Consider the following 19256-nt stretch of genomic DNA (forward strand, 5'->3'; position numbering starts at 1 on the left):
CTCGGGGGGCCGTTCCGTACCAAGATCTCGGGCGGCCGGGTGCGGGGCGAGGCGGGCGCCGGTGAGCTTCCACAACCCGAAGATGCCGTGGTCGAAGCTGGAGCAGGTGCTCTCCGGACGGGCCAAGGGCGAGCGGCACCTGCACGTGGTCGACCCGCTCGCGGTCGACGCCGACGGCGGCGACTCCCCGGCGTGGAGCCGCAAACGCCAGGAATACCGGCCGCCGGAGCTGGACCGCCCGGACGGCGTGGTGCCGTACGCGGAGCTGCACGCGCACTCCAACTTCAGCTTCCTCGACGGCGCCAGCCACCCGGAGGAACTGGCCGAGGAGGCGGCCCGGCTGGGGCTGACCGCGCTCGCCGTCACCGACCACGACGGCTTCTACGGCGTGGTGCGCTTCGCCGAGGCGGCCCGCGCGCTGCGGCTGCCGACGATCTTCGGCGCGGAGCTGTCCCTCGGGCTGCCCGGCCCGCAGAACGGCGAACCCGACCCGCTCGGCCGGCACCTGCTGGTGCTCGCGCACGGCCACGAGGGGTACGCGCGCCTGGCCGCCAGCATCTCCCGCGCCCAGCTGCGCGGCGGGGAGAAGGGCCGCCCGGTCTACGGCGAGCTGGAGGAGATCGCCGCGGAGCTGCGCGACCACGTGCTGGTGCTCACCGGCTGCCGGAAGGGGCACGTGCCCGCGGCGCTGCTCACCGAGGGCGTCGACGCGGCGGCCCGGGAGCTGGACCGGCTCACCGCGCTGTTCGGCGCGGAGACGGTGGCGGTGGAGCTGACCGACCACGGCCACCCGGTCGACGCCGACCGCAACGACGCGCTCGCCGAGCTGGCCGCCGCGGCCGGGCTGCCCACCGTGGCCACCAACAACGTGCACTACGCCACCCCCGGGCGGCGGCGGCTGGCCACCACAGTGGCGGCGGTGCGGGCCCGGCGCAGCCTCGACGAGATCGACGGCTGGCTGCCCGCCGCGGCCACCGCCCACCTGCGCAGCGGCGCGGAGATGGCGGCGCGGTTCGCCGCGTACCCGGGCGCGGTGGCGCGGGCCGCCGAATACGGCGCGGAACTCGCCTTCGACCTGCAGCTCGTGGCGCCGAAGCTGCCGGCGTACCCGGTGCCGCCCGGGCACACCGAGATGAGCTGGCTGCGCCGGCTGACCATGGACGGCGCCCGCGAGCGCTACGGCCCGCCCGAGGCGCACCCGGAGGCGTACGCGCAGCTGGAACACGAGCTGCGGATGATCGAGGACCTCGGGTTTCCCGGCTACTTCCTGGTGGTCTACGACATCGTCGCGTTCTGCCGCGCGCAGGACATCTACTGCCAGGGCCGGGGGTCGGCGGCCAACTCGGCGGTCTGCTACGCGCTGCGCATCACAAACGTGGACGCGGTCCGGCACCGGCTGCTGTTCGAACGGTTCCTCGCCCCGGAGCGCGACGGCCCGCCCGACATCGACGTGGACATCGAGTCCGACCGCCGGGAGGAGGTGATCCAGCACGTCTACGCCCGCTACGGCCGGGAGCACACCGCCCAGGTCGCCAACGTCATCTCGTACCGGCCCCGGTCGGCGGTGCGGGACGTGGCCAAGGCATTCGGTTTCTCGCCCGGCCAGCAGGACGCCTGGAGCAAGCAGATCGACAGGTGGGGCTCGGTCGCCGCGGTCGACGTGGCGGACATCCCGGAGCAGGTGGTCGCGTACGCCAACGAGCTGCAGACGTTCCCCCGGCACCTGGGCATCCACTCCGGCGGCATGGTGATCTGCGACCGGCCGGTGATCGAGGTGTGCCCGGTGGAGTGGGGCCGGATGCCCGGCCGCAGCGTGCTCCAGTGGGACAAGGACGACTGCGCCGCCGTCGGCCTGGTCAAGTTCGACCTGCTCGGCCTCGGCATGCTCTCGGCGCTGCACTACGGCTACGACCTGATCGGCTCCAGCCTCGACCTGGGCGACATGGACCTGGACGACCCCGAGGTCTACGACATGCTCTGCCGGGCCGACTCGGTGGGCGTGTTCCAGGTCGAGAGCCGCGCCCAGATGGCCACGCTGCCCCGGCTCAAGCCGCGCGAGTTCTACGACCTGGTGGTGGAGGTGGCGCTGATCCGGCCCGGCCCGATCCAGGGCGGCTCGGTGCACCCGTACATCAGGCGCAAGAACGGCCAGGAACCGGTCACGTACGCGCACCCGCTGATGCGCAACGCGCTGGAGAAGACGCTCGGCGTACCGCTGTTCCAGGAGCAGCTCATGCAGCTCGCCATCGACCTGGCCGGGTTCGATGCGGCCGGCGCCGACCAGCTGCGCCGGGCCATGGGGGCGAAGCGCTCGGTGGAGCGGATGGCGCAGATCGCCGACCGGCTCTACGCCGGGATGGCCGAGCGGGGCATCACCGGCGAGCTGGCCGACGACGTCTACCGCAAGCTCACCGCGTTCGCCAGCTACGGCTTCCCGGAGAGCCACGCGATGAGCTTCGCCTACCTGGTGTACGCCAGCTCGTGGCTCAAGCGCTACCACCCCGGTCCGTTCCTGGCCGCGCTGCTCAACGCCCAGCCGATGGGCTTCTACTCGCCGCAGACGCTCGCCGACGACGCCCGCCGGCACGGCGTGGAGGTACGCCGGCCGGACATCAACGCCAGCGGCGCCAAGGCGGTGCTGGAGTCCACGCCGCAGACCCGGTGGGGCAGCGTGCCGGGCGAGCCGCCGCACGCCTGGGGGCTGGGCGGCCCGGCGGTACGGCTCGGGCTGGGCAGCGTCCGTACCCTCGGCGAGGACGTGGCCGAGCGGATCGAGGCGGAACGCGCCGCGCACGGGCCGTACCGGGACATGCCGGACCTGGCCCGCCGCGTCGGTCTCACCGCCGCGCAGCTGGAGGCGCTGGCCACCGCCGACGCCTTCGCCTGTTTCGGGCTGACCCGGCGGCAGGCCCTCTGGGCCGCCGGCGCGGCGGCCCAGGACCGGCCCGGCCGGCTGCCCGGCACGGTGACCGGCGCGGACCCTCCCACCCTGCCCGGCATGGCTGCGGTGGACCGCCTGGTCGCCGACGTCTGGGCCACCGGCCTGTCCCCGGAGAGCCACCCGGCCCGGTTCATCCGGGACCGGCTCGACGAACTGGGCGCGGTGCCGATCGCCCGCCTCGGCCAGGTGCCGCCAGGGCAGCGGATCCGGGTCGGCGGGATCGTCACCCACCGGCAGCGCCCGGCGACCGCCGGCGGCGTCACGTTCCTCAACCTGGAGGACGAGACCGGGATGCTCAATGTCACTTGCTCCCCGGGGCTGTGGCAGAGATACCGTCGAATCGCCCGCACCAGTGGAGCACTTGTGGTGCGGGGCCGGCTGCAGCGGCACGAGGGCGTCACGAACCTCACCGCGGACCGGCTGGACGCGATCGAGCCCCCCGTCACACCGGCATCCAGGGATTTCCGTTGATGGAGTGATCCACATTACGGTTTCCGTGAGCCGGAGGCGGGAGACTCCCGACGCGGGTGGGCAGAGTGGCCCACCCGGGGTATGGGGGATGAACAAATGACCTTTCACCGCACGTACGCCGGTGGCGTAGCGAACGCCCGACGGACCCGCCTCGGCGCCGACTGGGCGCCCACCCACGAGGCCGAGCCGCGGGAATACCAGGTGACCGACGGCCCGGTGGCCAACAACCAGCGCTCCCGCGCCGAGGACGACCCCGCCGGCGGCGGCGAGTCCTGAACCCAGGCCGGGGGGTGACTAGGCTCGGCGCGTGGAGCAGATCCGAACCCTCACCCCCCGCACCGCCGTCATCTGGTCGGTGCTCCGGGCCGAGCTGGACCGGCGGGCCGGCGAACGACTCTCCGTGCTCGACGTCGGCGGCGGGACCGGCGGCTTCGCCGTCCCGCTCGCCGAGGCCGGTCACCGGGTCACAGTCGTCGATGCCAGCCCCGACGCGCTCGCCGCGCTGACCCGCCGGGCCGCCGAGGCCGGGGTCGCCGATCGGGTACGCGCGACGCAGGGCGACGCCGACGCGCTCACCGGGCTCGTCGAACCGGCCACCGTGGACCTGGTGCTCTGCCACTCGGTCCTCGAAGTGGTCGACGACCCGGAACCGGTGATGTCCGCGCTGGTCACCGCGCTGCGTCCGGCTGGTGCGGCGAGCGTGCTCGTCGCCGGCCGGGCCGCCGCCGTGTTCGGCCGGGCGATGAACGGGCAACTGGACGCCGCCTCCGCACTCGCCGCCGACCCGCACGGCACCACCGGCGGCCGGGACACGCTGCGCCGCCGCTACGACGCCGCCGACGCGACCGCGCTGCTCACCGCCGCCGGCCTCGCCGTGGAGGAGATCCACGGGGTACGGGTGCTCGCCGACCTGCTCCCGGCCGCCGTGGCCGACGGACAGCAGGCCGCCCTGGTGGAACTGGAGCGCGCGCTGGCCGCCCGGTCCCCGTACCGCGATCTCGCCGCCCAGCTGCACCTGTTCGCCCGCCGCCCGGCATGACCGGCCCGGCTCCCGGTCCGCTGGACCGGGTGGCGCCGCGCTACGACGGCGGCGCCCTGACCGACGTGCTGCCCAGCGCGCTGGCGCTGCTCGGCGTACCGGGCGCGGCCGACCGGCTCGGCCTGGCCCCGCGCCTGACCGGGGTACGCCGGATCGCGGTGCTGCTCGTCGACGGCCTCGGCTGGTACCAGATCCCCACCGCCGCCCCGTACGCACCGACGCTCGCCGGCCTGGCCGCCACCGCCGGCCGGCCGCTCACCACCGGCTTCCCGTCCACCACGCCGACCAGCCTGGTCAGCCTCGGCACCGGCACCCCGTCCGGCGCGCACGGCGTACTCGGCTTCACGGTCCGGGTGCCCGGCACCGGCCGGGTGCTCAACCACGTCGACTGGGCCGGCGACCCGGACCCGGCGAGCTGGCAGCCGGTGCCCACCTGGTACCAGCGGGCGCGTGCCGCCGGGGTCGCTGTGACAGTGGTCAGCCGTCCCGAGTTCGCCGGCAGCGGCCTGACCCTCGCCGCCAACCGGGGCGGCGACTACCGGGGCGCGGCAGGCGTCGACGCGCTCGCCGACCGGATGCTGGCGGCGCTGGCCGCCGGGGACGGGCCCGCACTCGTCTCCGGCTACCACCCCGACCTGGACCGGCACGGGCACCTCAGCGGCGTGGACTCCGCACCCTGGCGGACCGCTGCCGCCGACGTGGACACGCTGCTCGCCCGGCTGGTCGACGGGCTGCCGCCGGACGCCGCGCTGCTGGTCACCGCCGACCACGGCCAGCTCGACGTGCCTGCCGCGCACCGGATCGACCTGGACGCCGACCCCCGCCTGCGGGCCGGGGTGCGGGTGGTCGCAGGCGAGCCCCGGGTCCGCTACCTGCACGTCGAGCCGGGCGCCGAGGCCGACGTCGTGGCCGCCTGGACGGCGGTGCTGGGCCCGGCCGCGCACGTGCTGACCCGGGCCGAGGCGGTGGCGACCGGCTGGTTCGGGCCGGTGCCCGAGGCACACCTGACCCGGATCGGCGACGTCGTGGTGGTCTGCCGGGACACGTACGCGGTGGTCGCCACCCGCTCGGAGCCGCCGATGGCGTCGCGGCTGGTGGCGTACCACGGCGCGGACACCGCCGCCGAGATGACCATTCCGCTGCTGGTGGTCCGGGGCTGACTCCGGTTCGTCCGCGCCCCTGCGCCGGGGCCTTGGCTGGCCCGCCTCGTCCGGGGTCGGCGGGCGGTGGCTGCGGGCCTGGGCCTCGATCCGGCGCCACCGGTCGGCGGCGGGGCTGCGCCGGCTCGTCCGGGCCGTCGCCGTGGGCTGGGCGGTGGGGTTGTCGGACCGGCGGGCTAGCCTGCTGAACATGGGCCGTAGCCAGTCGTTGCCCCGAGGCGGTGACCCGCGCTTCGGGCCGGACGCCGACGACACCGGCTGCACCGTCCTGCACGTCGACATGGACGCGTTCTACGCCTCGGTGGAGGTCCGCCGCCGCCCCGAGCTGCGCGGCCGCCCGGTGGTGGTGGGCGGCGTCGGGCCGCGCGGCGTGGTCAGCTCCGCCAGCTACGAAGCCCGGCCGTACGGCGTCCGCAGCGCGATGCCCACCGCCCGGGCCCGGGCACTGTGCCCCGGCGCGATCTACCTCCCGCCCGACTTCGCCGCCTACACCGAGGCCTCGCGGGCGGTCATGCGGATCTTCCGGGACGTCACCCCGCTGGTCGAGCCGCTGTCGCTGGACGAGGCGTTCCTCGACGTGGCGGGCGCCCGCCGCCTGTTCGGCCGGCCCGCCGACATCGCCGCGCTGATCCGCCGCCGGGTCGCCGAGGAACAGCGACTGACCTGCTCGGTCGGGGTGGGGCCGAGCAAGTTCGTGGCCAAGCTCGGCTCCACCCGGGCCAAACCCGACGGCCTGCTGGTGGTCCCGGCCGACCGGGTGCTGGAGTTCCTGCACCCGCTACCGGTGTCCGCCCTGTGGGGGGTGGGGGAGCGCTCCGCGGACGCGCTGCGCCGCCTCGGCCTGCGTACCGTGCGCGACCTCGCCGAGGCGCCGGCCGGCCTGCTGCGCCGGGCGGTGGGCGAGGCGTCCGCCGCCCACCTGCACGAGCTGGCCTGGGGGCGTGACCCGCGCGCGGTCACACCCGAGCAGGTGGAGAAGTCGATCGGCGCGGAGGTCACGTTCGACACCGACGTGAGCGACCCGGACGAGATCCGGCGGTCCCTGCTCGCCCTCGCCGACAAGGCCGGCGCTCGGCTGCGGGCGGCCGGACAGGTGGGCCGTACCGTGTCGCTCAAGGTCCGCTTCGCCGACTTCCGGACGATCAGCCGCTCCCGCACGCTCGCCGTGCCCACCGACACCGCCCGGGAGATGTTCGACACGGCCTGGGCGCTGTGGGGTGCGCTGGCCCCGGCCGAGCCGGTTCGGCTGGTCGGTGTCCGGATGGAAGGTCTCGCCCCCGCGGGGGAGACCCCGCAGCAGCTCACCCTGGGTGCGCCCGAGCGCGGCTGGCGCGAGGCGGAGGCGGCGGCCGACGCCGCGGCTGCCCGATTCGGGCGGTCCGTCATAGGTCCGGCCAGTCTTCTCGGCCGTCGTGATACACGACAAGTCGAAAAACCGGCCCGGCCGTAGGTCGTCCCGCTTTCCGACGCGCGGGGGCCCTCGTAGACTTGCGGGTAAGCAGCCGGTTGGCTGCCACGGTCTGTCGGCCCGACCGGGCCGACCAACGTGACCGGGGAGGAGTGCCGTGCCGCTCTCGGAGCACGAGCAGCGGCTGTTCGAGCAGATCGAGCGGTCGCTTGCCGAGGACCCCAAGTTCGCCTCGGCCGTGCGCGCCAGCGACCCGCGTTTCCACGCGCGGCGTCGCGTGCTCGTCGCTGCCGGCGTGGTCGTCGCTGGTCTGGCCCTGTTGATCTACGGTGCCGTGATCAAGATTCCTGCGGTGGCCGTGGCGGGTTTCGTCGTCATGCTGGCCTCGTTGGGCTACGCGGTGCAGTCGCACCGCCGATCCCAGTCGCCCGACCTGCACGTGGTCGGCGGCACAACGAGCCGGCGTCGTCCCCGTGGCCGCAGTGGTGGTGGCCGTCGGGGCTCCTTCCTCGACCGGATGGAGGACCGCTGGCGGCAGCGCCCGGAGGGCCACCGCTGACCGCGTCCCGCCCCTGAACCGGGGCGGGAAACCGGCGGCGCCTCCGTAACAGGTCGGCGAGCGCCGCCGGGGCTCCGTGCCGCGGGTCGCCGGGGCACGCGGGCGAGGGCGCTCGTTCAGTCGTGCCCAAGATCGATTTACCGCGCCGCCGTTCGGCGCGAGCCGCGGTCCACCTCCCCAGCACACCGCCCGCAGCTGCCGGCCTGCTGAAGCATCATGGGTGCCCATCGAGATGGTGGACGTCGTGCCGCAGGTGCCCCGCCCGTGAGCATGTGCACCGCGCCCAGGTCGCGGCAGAGCCCCCCCGAGCCCCAGCGCCACGGCGAGCCTCCGCGCGAACCCACCCACCCTCCCCGCGCGATCTTGCACTTTCGGCCCGAGCAGTGCCCCGAATTGTCCCGTTCACCCGGGCACAAACTGCAAGATCGCCGGGGCGAGGTGGCCCAGCCCGTCCGATCACCCCATGCGTCGCCCGGCAGGCGGGATTCGCCGCGCGTATCGCGGGAGAGGTCGTCGATCTTGGAAGGAAAGCGCCCCTTACGCGGACCATTCGTACCAAGATCGCGCATCGGGCCGGGAGCGCACCGAGGCAGCGGCCCGGAAGCGGTGATCAAGGAGTTTGTGTCGTCAGCAGGGCTGGAACCGGACACAAACTCCTTGATCACCGCGAGAGGGCAGGAGGTGGATGGGTCAGCGGGCGGGGCGGTGGGCCAGGAGGCGGCGCGGGCTCCAGCGCGTCAACCGCTGCCGGACCTCACCACTCGTGGTCACCACCCGGGCCGACCGCTCGGCCAGACCGGTACGCCAGCGCTGCAGCACCGACGGGGGCAGCAGCGCGGCCAGCAGCCGGGTGCGGCGATCAGCCCCCGCCGCCAGCGCGCCCCGGACCGTGCGCAGCGCGGGCTGCAACTCCGCGTCGGTCAGCGGGTCACGGGCGTAGCGGGCTCGTTCCTCGGCGCGGCCGAGCAGGCGTACCCCGGTCGCGGCGTCCCCGCGCTCGGCGAGCGCCTCCCGCGCCAGCCGCTCGGCGGTGGCCCGTGGGGTCTCGGTGCGGTCCACCCGGACGTGGAAGTCCACGAGCGTGTCGAGCAGCTCGTCCCAGGCGGCGTGCGCGTCGGTGCGGGCCGCCTCGGCGTCCACGCCGACCACTACCTGCCGTGTCTCGCCGCGCTGGCCCGGCACCGGCAGCGCGGTGGCCACAGGCGCGACCGTCCGGACGCGCCGGCGGCGGCGCAGGGCGGAGCGGCGCAGTGCCGGTACGGCGAGCAGCGCCAGCAGCACCAGCGCACCGCCCAGCCACCACGGCCAGACCGGGCTCTCCTCGGCGGGCCCGCCCTGGTTCAGGGTCAGGCCCTGGTCGGTGTCCTTGTCCAGCCGGTCCGCCTCGTTCGGGCCGGCCGACGGGCCGGCCGCGTCGGGAGCGCTGGTGCTGCCGGTCGACGGGGTGGCCTCCTCGGGGGCGTCGATGTCCGGCGCCCACGCGGAGCGGACCGAACCCGTCACGGCCGCCGCCGGGGTCGCGTCGAACGGCACCCAGCCGATCCCGCTGAAGTTGACCTCGGTCCAGGCGTGCAGGTTGCGGTTGGTCAGCACGTACGTGCCGCCGTCGGCCTTGCTGCCGTTGGTGAAACCGACGGCGACCCGGGCCGGGATGCCGGCGGCCCGGACCAGCCAGGCCATCGCCGCGGCGTACTGCTGGCAGTAGCCGACCTTGGTGGCGAGGAAGTCGGTGATGTCCTCCCCGCTGCTGCCGTTGCGGGTGGACAGCGAGTAGGTGAAGCCGTTCTCCACGGAGAAGTAGTCGTAGATCGCCCGGACCTTGTCGTAGTCGTTCGACTTGCCCTTGACCAGCTCCGCGACCAGTTCCTCGACGGCCGGGACGGACGGCCGCTCGGTCTGCTGCCGCATCACCGGGCTGTCCGAGGGCAGCGACGGGGCCGCGCGCAGCGCCGCCGGGCTGAAGGTGGACCGGACGTAGTCGAACGAGTAGCTCTTGCCGCGGGCGTTGTCGCGGTTGGAGAAGACGACCTGCTGGTTCGGGTCGTACAGCCAGTTGCCGTTGAGGTCGTCGGTCTTGACCGGCTCGGCGTAGACCGGCATCAACGGCATGTTCAGGTTCTTCGTCACCTCGACGGTGGCGCGGTAGCGCTGCTGGTCGACGCCGCGCGGCGCGCGTTCCCCCGGGTCGGGCAGCGGGCGGGTGATCGGCCGCCCGGTGGGCACACGTGCCTGGAAGCCGCTGGGCCGCAGGTCGTCGACCACGCCCAGGCGCAGGTAGAACGGGGTCGTCTCGTTGGTGCTGACCTTGACCAGGTCGACTACCTCGCTCTGGTTGAGCTGGCCGCTGAGCGCCGCGAACAGGTCGACCCGGCCGGAGCTGCCGCCCTGACCCGGCCGTCCGTTGCCCTCGCCGGGCCCGGCGCCGACGGTGTTCAGCAGCCCGCCGGTCATCCCGGGCACTGCGAGCGGCAGCGCCACCGCCACGATCACGCCGACCACTGCGAGCCGCCGTCCGGCCGCCGCCAGCGGGGACGCCTCCCAGACGTCCACGTCGCGCCCCTCGCCGGTGAAGCGGCGGCCGAACCGGCGTACCCGGTCGACGTTGTCGGTGACCAGCAGCCAGAGGTAACCGGCGGCGCCCACCACGAACGGGGTGGCCGGGACGCTGTCCACGTACACCGCGACCGGCACCGAGTAGATGGCGAGCATCGGCAGGCCGGCCAGCGCGGGCCGGCGCAGACCGACCGCGAGCACGTCGACCACCACAGCGACCGCGCCGATGCCGAGCACCGCGAGGAACAGCAGGGAGTCGACGTCCGGCACCTTCACGCCGTACGAGCGCATGTCCTGCAACGACGTCTGGAGCAGGTCGCCGAAGTGCCCGAACGTGGCCGGTGTCGGCACGAACGCGAGCAGTTCGGTGCCGCCGGGGAAGACCCACGTCAGGCCCAGGGTCAGCCCGGCCAGCATGGCCAGCACCTGCCCCCACAGCGGCATCCGGCCCAGGCGGCTCAACGCGGCCGAGCCGGCCACCACGGCGACCACGACGGCGGCCTGGATCAGCCACGTCCAGCGTTCGAAGATCGCCGACAGCGGGGCCGCCGCCAGCAGCGTCGCCGCCGCGGCGACGAACCCGATGTTGCGGTGCGCGGTCACAGGACCATCCTTCCGGTCATCGCCGTCCGCCGGCCACCGTCTCGGCCATGGCCGCCCGCAGCGCGAAGCCCTGGGAGCCCCGCCCGGCCTGCGGCCACAGCATCGGCAGTCGGGTGCCGTGCTCCACCCCGATGACCCGCCAGCCGCTCTGCAGCAGCGCGAGCGCGGCGGCGCCGTGCGCCCGCTCCGCCTCGGTCCGGGCGTTCGGCGGGAGGTTGAGCCAGGTGTTGCTGTCGAGCAGGAACGCCACACAGGTGGCCCCGTTGCCACGCAGCCCGGCCAGCAGCTCCGCCTCGGCGCTGCCGAGCGTGCCGAGCAGCGCGATGATCAGACCGCCGTCGGCGCGCTGCCGGACCTGCTGCACCAGCGTGGTGATCTCGCCGCGCCGGTCCAGGTGCACGTCGGCGAGGTGGTCGAGCAGCAGTCCCTCACCGCCGGCCTCGGTGGCCCCGACGTCGGCGCCGTTGCCGGTGACCAGCCGCAGCTTGTAGCCGGCCTCGCGCAGGTGCACGGCGATGCTGGCGGCGGCCGAGACCGCCCACTCGAAGCTGGCCGTCGGGCCCTCGCCCCGGTGCCCGGCGGCGCGGGTGTCGAGCACCACCGTCGCGCGGCTCTCCCACGGCTGCTCCTCGCGCCGCACCATCAGCTCACCGGTGCGTGCGGTGGACTTCCAGTGCACCCGGCGCAGGTCGTCGCCCATCCGGTACTCCCGGGTGGCGGCGTCGTCCTCGCCGTGCACCGCCACCGAGCGGGCCCGGCTGTCGCCGCTGCCGGCGTACTCACCTGGTAGCCGCACCGCAGGCAGCGGGGTGACCTGCGGGATCACAGTGAGGTGGTCGGTGCTGGGGAACGACCGGGTCAGCTCGCACAGGCCGAACGGGTCGGTCAGCCGGATCACCAGCGGCCCCACCTCGTAGCGGCCGCGCACGTCCGCGCGGACCGTGTACGCCACGGAGCTGGCCTGGTGCGCGCCGAGCCGCTCCAGCACCACCCGGGGCCGGCTGCCCAGCGCGTACGGCAGGCGGTCCTCCAGCAGCAGCGTGCCGGTGGGCAGCCGGGACAGGTTCTGCAGCCGCAGCACCACCCGGGAGCTGGCCCCGACCGGCACCCGGTGCGGTTCCAGCGACCGGTTGCAGGCCAGCTTGTACCGGCTGCGCCCGACGTACGCGGCGGCCAGCAGCGGCAGCACGGCGAGCAGGACCGCCACCCGGAGCAGGTCCTTCTCGCCCAGGATGCCGGCGGAGATCGCCGCGGCCACCGCGGCCGCCAGGAAGGAGCGGCCGCGGGTGGTCAGCCCACGCAGGCCGTCACGCACGTCACGGCCTCCGCGGCTCGTACGGCCCGCGGCCGTTGTTGCCGCCGCCGGGCCGGGTGTCGTACGGCGACCGCTGCCGGTCGTGCGGGAGCGGCAGGCGGTGCACCAGCTCGGAGACGATCGCGTCGGTGGTACGCCGGGCGAGCTGGGCGTCGGCGGTCGGGATGATCCGGTGCGCCAGGACCGGCACCGCGAGCACCTGGAGGTCGTCCGGCAGGACGTAGTCGCGGCCCTCCAGGGCGGCCACCGCGCGGGCGGTGCGCAGCAGCTGGAGCGTGGCCCGCGGGGACGCGCCGAGCCGCAGGTCGGGGGCCTCCCGGGTGGCGGTGACCAGGTCGATCGCGTACTGCTTGACGGCGTCGGCGACGTGCACCTGCCGGACGTGGCCGATCAGCCGGCGCACGGTGGCCGCGTCGGAGACCGGCCGCAGCCCCGGCAGCGGGTCGGTGGCGCCGTGCCCGTCGAGCATGGCCAGCTCCGCGCGCGGGTCCGGGTAGCCCATGGCGATGCGGGCGGTGAACCGGTCCCGCTGTGCCTCGGGCAGCGGGTAGGTGCCCTCCATCTCGATCGGGTTCTGCGTCGCGATCACCATGAACGGCGTCTGCAACTGGTAGGTGACCCCGTCGACGGTGACCTGCCGCTCCTCCATGCACTCCAGCAGCGCCGACTGGGTCTTCGGCGAGGCCCGGTTGATCTCGTCGCCGACCACCAGGTTGGCGAAGACCGCGCCGGGGCGGAACTCGAAGTCGTGTGTCTCCTGGTTGTAGACGCTGACGCCGGTGACGTCGCTGGGAAGCAGGTCGGGGGTGAACTGGATCCGCCGGACCGAACAGTCGATGGAACGTGCCATCGCCTTGGCGAGCTTGGTCTTGCCGACACCCGGCACATCCTCGATGAGCAGATGACCCTCGGCCAGCAGCACCGCCAGGGCGAGCCGGACGGTGGCCGTCTTGCCCTCGATGACCTGCTCGATGTTGGCCACGATGGCCTCGCTGGCGGCGCGGAACTCGTCGTGCGGCAGCAGACCGCCCACCTCGTCCCAGGTCTGTTGTGTCACGGGCCTCCTCCTCGTCGCCTGGACGGCAGCTCTTTATAGAGCACCTGGACCCGCCGTTGGGTTCGCGACGCCGAGCCTCGTCTGCCGCAGAAATCTCATTGGTCTCTCAGGCTAACCATGTTTGTCGTTATCGCCGACTCCCGCAGGTGGTCGGTCGGTTACGCCCGGAATATTCGCCGGACCGGGGGACCGGCCGGCGAGGGCGGAACGCGCGCGCAGCCGACGCGGGGTGCGAGGTACACTGCCTGCATGGCCGGGTTCTTCCTGCTTCTTACCGAGCCGTGTTGATGCGCTGAACGCGCGACAGCACGGCCGCCCCTCCTGCGCGAGGGGCTTTTTTGTGCCCGCAGCAGACCGCCCACAATTTCTTTCGAATCGATCCGCGCCGAGGAGACGCCATGAGTGAGGCAGCCGCACCGGCGACCGACATCCCCCCGTTCCGGTACACCGCCGCCCTGGCCGACGAGATCGAGCACCGCTGGCAGGACACCTGGGCGCGGGAGGGCACCTTCCACGCGCCGAACCCGGCCGGTCCGCTGGCCGACCCGGGCCACCCGCGGGCGGGCGCCGAGAAGCTGTACGTGCTGGACATGTTCCCGTACCCGTCCGGCGCCGGCCTGCACGTCGGCCATCCGCTGGGCTACATCGGCACCGACTGCTACGCCCGCTACCAGCGGATGGCCGGGCGCAACGTGCTGCACGCGATGGGCTTCGACGCGTTCGGCCTGCCCGCCGAGCAGTACGCGGTGCAGACCGGCACCCATCCCCGGACCACCACCCTGGCGAACATCGAGCGGTACCGGGCGCAGCTGCGCCGGCTGGGTCTGGGCCACGACGAGCGGCGTTCGGTGGCGACCATCGACACCGACTTCTACCGCTGGACGCAGTGGATCTTCCTGCAGGTCTTCAACTCCTGGTACGACGCCGAGGCGAAGAAGGCCCGGCCGATCGCCGAGCTGATCGCCGAGTTCGAGGGCGGCACCCGCGCCACCCCGGACGGGCGTCCGTGGGCCGAGCTGTCCGTGGGGGAGCGGCGGCGCATCGTCGACGACCACCGGCTGGCGTACGTCTCGGAGGCGCCGGTGAACTGGTGCCCGGGCCTGGGCACAGTGCTGGCCAACGAGGAGGTCACCGCCGACGGCCGTTCCGAGCGCGGCAACTTCCCGGTCTTCAAGCGCAACCTGAAGCAGTGGATGATGCGGATCACCGCGTATGGGGACCGGCTGCTGGAGGACCTGGACACACTGGACTGGCCGGAGCCGATCAAGCTGCAGCAGCGCAACTGGATCGGCCGGTCGACCGGCGCGCACATCGACTTCCCGACCGACGCGGCCCCGGTACGGGTGTTCACGACCCGGCCGGACACCGTCTTCGGCGCCACCTACATGGTGCTGGCGCCCGAGCACGAACTGGTCGACGTGCTGACGCCGGCCGCCTGGCCGGAGGGGACGAAGGACGCCTGGACCGGTGGGCACGCGAGCCCGCGTGAGGCCGTCGAGGCGTACCGGAAGGCCGCCGCGGCCAAGACGGACATGGAGCGGCAGGCGGACAGCAAGGAGAAGACCGGCGTCTTCGTCGGCGCCTACGCCACCAACCCGGTGACCGGCGGGCAGATCCCCATCTTCATCGCCGACTACGTGCTGGCCGGGTACGGCACCGGCGCGATCATGGCCGTGCCCGCCCAGGACGAGCGGGACTGGGACTTCGCCGAGGTCTTCGAGCTGCCGATCGTGCGGACCGTGCAGCCGCCGGAGGGCTTCGACGGCAAGGCGTACACCGGTGACGGCCCGGCGATCAACAGCGCCGCGCCGGAGCGCGGCATCGACCTGGACGGCCTGGGCGTGGCCGACGCCAAGGCCCGGATCAACGAGTGGCTGGAGGCCAACGGGCACGGCGCCGGGGCGGTCACCTGGCGGCTGCGCGACTGGCTGTTCTCCCGGCAGCGCTACTGGGGCGAGCCGTTCCCGATCGTGTACGACGAGTCCGGCGCGCCGATCGCACTGCCCGAGTCGATGCTGCCGGTCGAGCTGCCCGAGGTGGAGGACTTCTCGCCGAAGACGTTCGACCCGGAGGACGCCGACAGCAACCCGGAGACCCCGCTGTCGCGGCGGCGCGACTGGGTCGAGGTCGAGCTGGACCTGGGCGACGGGCCCAAGCGCTACACCCGCGAGACCAACGTGATGCCGCAGTGGGCCGGCTCCTGCTGGTACGAGCTGCGCTACCTGGACCCGACCGACTCGCAGCGCTTCGCCGACCCGGAGAACGAGGCGTACTGGATGGGGCCGCGCCGCGACGGCGACTGCGGTGGCACCGACCTGTACGTCGGCGGCGCCGAGCACGCCGTGCTGCACCTGCTGTACGCCCGGTTCTGGCACAAGGTGCTGTACGACCTGGGCCACGTCTCGTCGTTCGAGCCGTTCCGCCGCCTGTTCAACCAGGGCATGATCCAGGCGTACGCGTTCGTCGACCCGCGCGGCGCCTACGTGCCCGCCGAGGAGGTCGTCGAGGTCGACGGCCGCTGGTTCCACGGCGAGACCGAGGTCCGGCGCGAGTACGGCAAGATGGGCAAGTCGCTGAAGAACGTCGTCACCCCGGACGACATGTGCGCGGCGTACGGCGCGGACACGTTCCGGGTGTACGAGATGTCGATGGGCCCGCTGGAGGTGTCCCGCCCGTGGGAGACCCGGGCCGTGGTCGGCTCGTACCGGTTCCTGCAGCGGGTCTGGCGCACCGTCGTCGACGAGCAGACCGGTGAGCTGCGGGTCACCGACGAGCCGGCCGACGAGGCGACCCGGCGGCTGCTGCACAAGGTGATCGACGGGGTCCGCGCCGACATGGACGGGATCCGGTTCAACACCGCCATCGCCAAGCTGATCGAGCTGACCAACGGCCTGACCCGGCTGGCGCGTACCCCGCGTGAGGTGGCCGAGCCGCTGGTGCTGATGGTCGCCCCGTTCGCCCCGCACATGGCCGAGGAGCTGTGGCGCAAGCTGGGCCACGACACCTCGCTGGCGTACGCGGACTTCCCGGTCGCCGACCCGGCCCTGCTGGTGGCCGAGTCGGTCACGTACCCGGTGCAGGTCAACGGGAAGGTCCGGGGCCGGGTCGAGGTGCCGGCCGACGCGACCGAGGAGACCGTCCGCGCGGCGGCGCTGGAGGCGGTCGCCGGCGCGCTGGCCGGCAAGGAGCCGCGCAAGGTGATCGTGGTGAAGGGCCGGATGGTCTCGGTCGTCGCCTGACCCGCCGGTGGGCGTGTCCACATCGGGGACACGCCCACCGGCCGGTCATGTCAGTTCGGCCGGGCGCCGCCGTTCGGCCCGCCACCAGCGGTGGATGATCAGCACGCTGGCGATCAGGCCGAGGCTCGCCGGCGCCGCCGCGTACCAGTTGATCGAACCGGGCGTGGTCACGGCCGCGCCGATCGCCGCGTAGCCGATGGCGGTGGGCGCGGAGGCGATCACGCTGCCGGCCAGGAACGGCAGCACCCGGGCGGCGGTCGTGCCGTAGCCGTAGCTGACCAACCCGAACCCGGCGATCGGCAGCAGCCGTACGGTGATCACGCCGAAGACGCTCTGCCGGGCGAACCAGCCGTCGAGGCGGGCCAGCCGGCCGCGTACCCGCTCGGCGACGAAGTCGCGGCCGAGCATCCGGCCCACCGTGAAGCCGATGGCCGCCGCTAGCAGTGCCGCGCCCAGCGCGTAGGCGGCGCCCTGCACCGGGCCGAAGATCGCGCCCGCGGCCAGCGTGACGAACGTCCGTGGCACCAGCGCCACCAGCAGCAGCGCGCCGCAGACCACAGCCGCGGGCGGGCCGTAGCCGCCGAGCGAGTCGGCGAGCCGGGGCAGGTCGGCCGGGTCCGGCCGGGGCACCACCAGCAGCGTCACGCCGAACCCGGCGAGCAGCACCAGGAGCAGCCCGAACCGTCGCGCCGAGGGCTGCCGCAGCAACCCGGCGAGCCGGCGGGCCACCGGTCGCCGCCCCGGCCGGGCGGCGTCGGTCACGGCCTCGGTGCGGCGGCCACCGCGGAGCGGCGCTCGGAGCGGAGGCGGTCGGCCCAGGTGTCGTCGAGCGGCGGGAGCTGGTGGATGCCGGTCGCCCAGCGCAGCAGCAGGTCCGCCAGGTCGGGGTTGCGCGCCAGCGCCGGGCCGTGCGAGTAGGTGCCGAGCAGCTTGCCCCGCCACGCGCCCTCGGTGGCACCGTCGTTGCCGACGCCGGTGGTGACCCGGGCCAGCGGGGACACGCCGGGGCCGAGGTGGGTGCGGCCGCCGTGGTTCTCGAACCCGGACAGGTGCGGGATGCCCAGCCGCGGGTCGACCTCGCCGGCCAGCTCGCCCACCGCCCGGGTGGGGCCGCGGTCGGAGGAGAGGTCGAGCAGCTCCAGGCCGGCGCACCGGGTGCCCTTGGCGAAGAAGGAGGTGCCGAGGAGCTGGTAGCCGGCGCAGACGCCGAACACCACCGAACCCTGGGCCACCGCCCGGTGCAGGCCGCCGTCGGCGATCAGACGCTGGGCGCCGAGCGCCTGCGGGCCGTCCTCGCCGCCGCCGATCAGGTAGATGTCGGCGGTGGCGGGCAGCCGCTGGTCGGAGCGGACCTCCAGCACCTCGACCGGCATGCCGCGCAGCTGGGCCCGGCGGGCCAGGATCAGCGCGTTGCCCCGGTCGCCGTACGTGGACAGCAGGTCGGGATAGATCCAGACGATGCGCAGGCTCTCAGTTGACACGGTCCAGCTCCGCTCGGATGTCCTGGAAGGCGGTGTAGTTGGCGATGACCTCCAGCCGGCCCGGCGGCACGGCGCGGACGGCCTCGTCGAAGCTGCGTACGTGCTGGAACGGCACGCCGTTTACCTCCAGCCGCACCGCCAGGTCGTACGCCCGGTCGCCGGTGATCAGCACCTGCCGGCCGGTCAGCGGGGAGAAGTCCACGTCGAACAGCCAGGAGGTGTCCAGCCCGTCGGGGTCGCGGGCGTTGATGGACAGCAGTGTCGGCGCGACGTCGGCCATGTCGAACGCCTCCAGCCAGCTCGCCGGGTTCTTCGCCAGCAGCAGCCGGATGTTGCGCCCGTCGCGGTCCACCTGGGCGTAGCGGCCGGCCACCGAGGTCACGGTGCCGAGCCGGGACACCGCGTCCACCGGGCGTACGCCGAACTCGGCGGCGACGGCCAGGGCGGTGGCCGCGTTGCCGAGGTTGACCTTGCCGGGGAGCTGGAGCTGGATCTTGTGCCAGGCCCCGGTGGGGTCGAGCACGCCGTCGTCCTCGACCGTCCAGTTCGGCTCGGGGCGGCGCAGCGGGCAGCCGGTGCACCACCACTGCTCGCCGGAGCGCTGGATGGTGGAGCCGCACTCGGGGCAGACCCAGGAGTCGTCGTGCCAGCGCTGCCCGGCGCTGAACCAGGTGACGTGCGGCGGCACGTGACCCTGGGCCGGGTCGGCCGGCGGGCAGGCCGCCCACACCACCATCGGGTCGTCGGCGTTGGCGACCACCCGTACGCGTGGGTGCCGGACCAGGGCGGCACGCCAGAGCTGCGCCATCATGGCGACCTCCTTGGCGCGGTCGAGCTGGTCGCGGGAGAGGTTGAGCAGCGCCACCACGTGCGGCTCGGTCGCCTCCAGCACCTGGGCGAGGTAGTGCTCGTCCACCTCCAGCACCGCGTACGGCGTGCTGCCGGCCTTCGCGAGCGCCGAGGTGTGGCCGGTGGGCATGTTCGCGCCGAAGGAGTTGGTGGCGACCCGGCCCAGCACGCCGACCGCGGCGGTGGTGAGCCGGGTGGTGGTGGTCTTGCCGTTGGTGCCGGACACCAGGGCGATGGCGCGCCCGGCCGAGAGATGGGCGAGCAGGTCCGGGTCGATCTTGAGGCCGATCCAGCCGCCGATCACGGAGCCGTCGCCACGACCCGCGGCCCGCGACAGCGCCGCGGCGGTGCGCGACACGGAGCTGGCCACCTTTGCCCGCAAGGGCATCTTCGCGTCCGTCACCCGAGCGAGGTTACCGGACCACCACCTCCGCCAGATCGCCGCCGACGGCGAACCGTTCGGCCGGGGAGGGCCCGGCGGACGGCCGGAGCGCGCGGGGCCGGACGGCGGCGGTCGATGTCGGGTAGCGGACGGTGTGGGGCGCGCCCCACCCCCTCCACTCCGCCCCACCCGCGTTGAC

General features: G+C 74.0%; 13 protein-coding genes. 7 read left to right on the forward strand and 6 right to left on the reverse strand.

All coding sequences use genetic code 11. The features are described from left to right. The first annotated feature begins 61 nt into the window (after positions 1-61). From Q3W68_RS24500 to Q3W68_RS24525, 6 genes are all read left to right on the forward strand, one after another. Positions 62-3412: an error-prone DNA polymerase gene (locus Q3W68_RS24500; protein ID WP_302907698.1), complete on the forward strand. Its 3351-nt coding sequence runs from the start codon at positions 62-64 to the stop codon at positions 3410-3412. Between the two features lie 96 nt (positions 3413-3508). Then, a complete protein-coding gene (locus tag Q3W68_RS24505; RefSeq protein WP_091420839.1) occupies positions 3509-3688 on the forward strand; it encodes a hypothetical protein in 180 nt (59 codons plus the stop codon). Between the two features lie 31 nt (positions 3689-3719). Continuing rightward, positions 3720-4451: a methyltransferase domain-containing protein gene (locus Q3W68_RS24510; RefSeq protein WP_302907699.1), complete on the forward strand. Its 732-nt coding sequence runs from the start codon at positions 3720-3722 to the stop codon at positions 4449-4451. Further along, positions 4448-5611 carry an alkaline phosphatase family protein gene (locus tag Q3W68_RS24515; protein ID WP_302907700.1) on the forward strand — a complete coding sequence of 388 codons (1164 nt, stop codon included), beginning with the start codon at positions 4448-4450 and terminating at the stop codon, positions 5609-5611. Before Q3W68_RS24510 ends, Q3W68_RS24515 begins: the two co-directional genes overlap by 4 nt. A gap of 190 nt (positions 5612-5801) precedes the next feature. Next, positions 5802-7061 (forward strand): DNA polymerase IV, encoded by a 1260-nt coding sequence (locus tag Q3W68_RS24520; RefSeq protein WP_302907701.1) that lies wholly within the window; start codon positions 5802-5804, stop codon positions 7059-7061. Positions 7062-7176: 115 nt separating this feature from the next. Beyond that, on the forward strand, positions 7177-7578 hold the full coding sequence (locus Q3W68_RS24525) for a DUF3040 domain-containing protein (RefSeq protein ID WP_128139017.1): 402 nt from the start codon (positions 7177-7179) through the stop codon (positions 7576-7578). Between the two features lie 690 nt (positions 7579-8268). Here the strand turns inward: Q3W68_RS24525 and Q3W68_RS24530 are convergent. The 3 genes from Q3W68_RS24530 to Q3W68_RS24540 are packed head-to-tail and all read right to left on the reverse strand — an operon-like array spanning position 8269 to position 13106. Beyond that, the gene (locus Q3W68_RS24530) at positions 8269-10734 is read right to left on the reverse strand and encodes a DUF3488 and transglutaminase-like domain-containing protein (RefSeq protein ID WP_302907702.1); all 2466 of its coding nucleotides are present in this window, start codon (positions 10732-10734) and stop codon (positions 8269-8271) included. Positions 10735-10750: 16 nt separating this feature from the next. Continuing rightward, positions 10751-12049 carry a DUF58 domain-containing protein gene (locus tag Q3W68_RS24535; RefSeq protein WP_302907703.1) on the reverse strand — a complete coding sequence of 433 codons (1299 nt, stop codon included), beginning with the start codon at positions 12047-12049 and terminating at the stop codon, positions 10751-10753. A 1-nt stretch (position 12050) separates the two neighbouring features. Further along, complete coding sequence (locus Q3W68_RS24540) at positions 12051-13106, reverse strand: MoxR family ATPase (protein ID WP_013287615.1); 1056 nt, start codon at positions 13104-13106, stop codon at positions 12051-12053. A 398-nt stretch (positions 13107-13504) separates the two neighbouring features. On the opposite strand from Q3W68_RS24540, the gene leuS reads away from it, so the two are divergent. Then, a complete protein-coding gene (gene leuS, locus Q3W68_RS24545; RefSeq protein WP_302907704.1) occupies positions 13505-16345 on the forward strand; it encodes a leucine--tRNA ligase in 2841 nt (946 codons plus the stop codon). A gap of 45 nt (positions 16346-16390) precedes the next feature. On the opposite strand, the gene Q3W68_RS24550 is transcribed toward leuS, so the two are convergent. From Q3W68_RS24550 to Q3W68_RS24560, 3 genes are read right to left on the reverse strand one after another with little or no spacing between them, the layout of a single operon-like run. Next, positions 16391-17107: a TVP38/TMEM64 family protein gene (locus tag Q3W68_RS24550; protein ID WP_302907705.1), complete on the reverse strand. Its 717-nt coding sequence runs from the start codon at positions 17105-17107 to the stop codon at positions 16391-16393. Next, the gene (locus Q3W68_RS24555) at positions 17104-17826 is read right to left on the reverse strand and encodes a type 1 glutamine amidotransferase (protein WP_302907706.1); all 723 of its coding nucleotides are present in this window, start codon (positions 17824-17826) and stop codon (positions 17104-17106) included. Before Q3W68_RS24555 ends, Q3W68_RS24550 begins: the two co-directional genes overlap by 4 nt. Then, positions 17816-19063 carry a MurT ligase domain-containing protein gene (locus Q3W68_RS24560; RefSeq protein WP_128138608.1) on the reverse strand — a complete coding sequence of 416 codons (1248 nt, stop codon included), beginning with the start codon at positions 19061-19063 and terminating at the stop codon, positions 17816-17818. Before Q3W68_RS24560 ends, Q3W68_RS24555 begins: the two co-directional genes overlap by 11 nt. Between the last annotated feature and the right edge of the window lie 193 nt (positions 19064-19256).

This window comes from Micromonospora sp. C28ISP2-4 (assembly GCF_030519385.1).
GTDB classification, from domain to species: domain Bacteria; phylum Actinomycetota; class Actinomycetes; order Mycobacteriales; family Micromonosporaceae; genus Micromonospora; species Micromonospora tulbaghiae.

What these genes read in the sequence shown, in the direction of transcription:
- Q3W68_RS24505 (WP_091420839.1), top strand. Translation starts at nt 3,509, where the DNA reads ATGACCTTTCACCGCACGTACGCCGGTGGCGTAGCGAACGCCCGACGG.
- Q3W68_RS24515 (WP_302907700.1), top strand. Translation starts at nt 4,448, where the DNA reads ATGACCGGCCCGGCTCCCGGTCCGCTGGACCGGGTGGCGCCGCGCTAC.
- Q3W68_RS24520 (WP_302907701.1), top strand. Translation starts at nt 5,802, where the DNA reads ATGGGCCGTAGCCAGTCGTTGCCCCGAGGCGGTGACCCGCGCTTCGGG.
- leuS (WP_302907704.1), top strand. Translation starts at nt 13,505, where the DNA reads ATGAGTGAGGCAGCCGCACCGGCGACCGACATCCCCCCGTTCCGGTAC.
- Q3W68_RS24560 (WP_128138608.1), bottom strand. Translation starts at nt 19,063, where the DNA reads ATGCCCTTGCGGGCAAAGGTGGCCAGCTCCGTGTCGCGCACCGCCGCG.